At 44.7% G+C, this 2778-nt stretch carries 5 protein-coding genes; 4 read left to right on the forward strand and 1 reads right to left on the reverse strand.

From position 1 onward, the window contains the following. Both B7X71_RS14790 and B7X71_RS14795 read left to right on the forward strand, forming a co-directional pair. The coding region (locus B7X71_RS14790) for a DUF2970 domain-containing protein (RefSeq protein WP_293601221.1) at positions 1-188 on the forward strand (188 nt) is incomplete at its 5' end. Between the two features lie 29 nt (positions 189-217). Further along, complete coding sequence (locus tag B7X71_RS14795; RefSeq protein WP_293599430.1) at positions 218-1072, forward strand: cytochrome c oxidase subunit 3; 855 nt, start codon at positions 218-220, stop codon at positions 1070-1072. Positions 1073-1138: 66 nt separating this feature from the next. Here B7X71_RS14795 and B7X71_RS14800 read toward each other — a convergent pair whose 3' ends face one another. After that, positions 1139-1351: a twin transmembrane helix small protein gene (locus tag B7X71_RS14800; RefSeq protein WP_215302142.1), complete on the reverse strand. Its 213-nt coding sequence runs from the start codon at positions 1349-1351 to the stop codon at positions 1139-1141. 20 nt (positions 1352-1371) lie between these two features. On the opposite strand from B7X71_RS14800, the gene B7X71_RS14805 reads away from it, so the two are divergent. Together B7X71_RS14805 and B7X71_RS14810 are read left to right on the forward strand one after the other, a co-directional pair. Further along, positions 1372-2148 (forward strand): SURF1 family protein, encoded by a 777-nt coding sequence (locus B7X71_RS14805; RefSeq protein WP_293599431.1) that lies wholly within the window; start codon positions 1372-1374, stop codon positions 2146-2148. Next, on the forward strand, positions 2145-2778 hold a 634-nt coding region (locus B7X71_RS14810), incomplete at its 3' end, for an FAD-linked oxidase C-terminal domain-containing protein (RefSeq protein ID WP_293601223.1). The genes B7X71_RS14805 and B7X71_RS14810, both read left to right, overlap by 4 nt.

Genomic DNA, 2778 nt, shown 5'->3' on the forward strand with positions numbered 1-2778 from the left:
AAAAAAGTACTTTTATGCAATCCATGGTCGCAGTATTTTGGGCTTTTTTGGGCGTGCGTAAAAAATCAGGATTGCAGGAAGATGTAGCGTCATTAAGTTTTGTTCATATTGTCATTGCGGGAGTTTTGGGTGCCATAATTTTTATGGGCATACTCCTCTTGATAGTTAAAGCAGTTGTGTCCCATTGATTATTTTTTGATTGAATAGAGAGAATAAGATGTCATCCAATTCAACCCCTTACTATTTTGTTCCTGGACTATCTGGTCATCCAGCCTCAGCAGCTTTAGGCTTGCTTGCTTTTGGCGCTGGAATGTCTGGCTGGGTAAACCATGCAGCCTGGGGTGGCCCAGTTACTGCGGTTGGTGTTCTCTGGGTTTTATTTGTTCTCTATAACTGGTTTGGGGATACCATCGCCGAGTCTAACTCTGGTAAGAATGGTGTCAACGTAGATATTTCTTATCGCTGGTCGATGGCTTGGTTCATTTTCTCTGAGATTATGTTCTTTGGCGCATTCTTTGCGGCTTTGTTCTATGCGCGCAATATTGCGATGCCTTGGATGGGTGATGTTGAAAGTAAATTACTCTGGCCTGATTTCACAGCGGTTTGGCCTAATGATGGCCCTGCAGGATTGGTTGAGAAGTTCACGACTATGGGTCCGTGGCCAATCCCTACTATCAATACCTTGCTGCTCTTGTCTTCTGGTGTGACTGTGACTTACGCACATCATGCGATTCGTGAAGGTCATATGAAGCAAGCCATCAATGGCTTGGCTGCAACTGTTGCCTTGGGCGTTGTTTTCTTAGGCTTCCAGATTTATGAGTACTACCATGCTTACCATGCCTTGAATCTGAAGTTAACTTCAGGCATTTATGGCTCAACATTCTTCATGTTGACCGGCTTTCATGGATTCCACGTATTCCTGGGTGGCTTAATGTTGGCTATTGTGTTGCGTCGAATGATTCGTGGTGACTTCACAGCTGAAAATCATTTTGCGTTTGAAGGGGCTGCTTGGTACTGGCACTTCGTTGACGTTGTCTGGCTTGGTCTGTACATCGCTGTTTACTGGATGTAAGGAAATAAAAAATCGGGGCATTAAGCCCCGATTTGCTTTAGATGCTTGCTAGCTTAGGGGGTGGATTTAGTTTGTGCCCACCCGAACGCCACTAGCCTCGATGTATCCAAAGTAGTGGGCAATCAAAATTCCCAAGAAGAGTACTATTGAAAGTCCAATACGCAGCATGAGAGACTGAACCATTCTTGAGCTCCCACCTTTGTCTTTCATCATGAAGTAGAGAGCAGAGCCCAAGCTTCCTACAATCATTAGCAGTGCAACTGGAATAATCCATTTCATCTCAAAATACCCCCGTGAATATGTTTTCTAGCTTAATTACTAGTCGTATAGTCGCTACTTTATCAGCCCTTCTAGTGATTTTAGTGGGCTGTGGAGCAGGCATATGGCAGTTAAATCGGGCGGAACAAAAAATCCGCTTAGGTGAATCGCTTTCTGCCAAATTACAAATGCCTGTACTGAATGTCAATGCTGATAATTTGACCTTAGAACAGGCTTCAGAGCGCCGTATTCTTGCTCGGGGAAGGTTTGTGCAGGATGAGGTAGTTTGGTTAGATAACCGTCCTCGTCCTATCCCAGAGGGTGGATCTGGTGCTTCTGGGCAATCTGGCTTTTATGTGATGATGCCTTTGAAGTTGGAAGGTCAAGAAGCAGTTCTTTGGATTAATCGAGGATGGGCGCCTCGTAACAATCAAAATCGTATTGAGCTCCCCCCAGTCAAGACAGCCGATGAGATTGTGACTATTGAGGGTGTTGCATTCCCTCACCCGGGAAGAGTTTATGAATTAGGTCAAAAAGGGGATTCCAAAGCTAGGCCTCGAATTGAGCAAAATTTTGATTTGGCATTAGAAACTCAAAGCCATGAATGGAAGCAGCTACCTTTCATCGTTCGAGAGTCTGGTTCTTCGAAAGAGGATGGTTTAGTCAGAAATTGGCCCTCTCCAACAAATGGAGTCGATCGCCATTATGCTTATGCCTTTCAGTGGTTTGCATTAGCATTGGCTGGATTTTTATTTTGGCTCATCAATGGGCTTATGAAATACCGGCGAGAGCTAGCGGTAAATGGAGATAGAGTGTGAGTGATAAAGAATTATTGATCCCAGCTTCGCAAATGGATTCTTCCGCAATTAATGCGCAGACCCGCCGCGGCCGGCTGCAGATGTTATTTCTATTGCTAGCTTGTGCAGCACCTGTCATCGCCTCCTATTTGGCGTATTACGTATTTAAGCCAGAGGGTGGAAAAACTAACTTTGGAACTCTTGTTCAGCCAGTGCAAGATATGAATCCTGCTTGGTTTGATATTCCGTTTAATGGCAAGTGGACATTACTCGTTGCAAGGCCGGCTGGTGAATGCACCATTAAGAACGAATCTTGTCTTGAGGCTTTATTTTTAATGCGTCAGTTACGCATTGCAGTTGGTCGTGAGAGTGGCCGCGTTCAGTTAGTTTGGGTCAATACCGATGGCAAGCCAGTTGATCCTGAAGTATTGTTAGCCTACGATCAGAAGACTGCAGGTTTTCAGATTTTGAGTTTGCCGGCAGATACTCAGTTAAAGGCAGAGTTTGATGCATGGCTGAATCGTGACGGCGCTGGTCAGAAAATTCAGTTGATTGACCCTAGGATTATGAAATTAGCGCGCTCATTAGATGGCGTGATTTCTGGTGAGCATGGCATTGGTATTACCAAATTAGAGTATTTAACTGAGGACG

This window comes from Polynucleobacter sp. 39-46-10 (genome assembly GCF_002282275.1).

What these genes read in the sequence shown, in the direction of transcription:
- B7X71_RS14800 (WP_215302142.1), bottom strand. Translation starts at nt 1,351, where the DNA reads ATGAAATGGATTATTCCAGTTGCACTGCTAATGATTGTAGGAAGCTTG.
- B7X71_RS14805 (WP_293599431.1), top strand. Translation starts at nt 1,372, where the DNA reads ATGTTTTCTAGCTTAATTACTAGTCGTATAGTCGCTACTTTATCAGCC.
- B7X71_RS14795 (WP_293599430.1), top strand. Translation starts at nt 218, where the DNA reads ATGTCATCCAATTCAACCCCTTACTATTTTGTTCCTGGACTATCTGGT.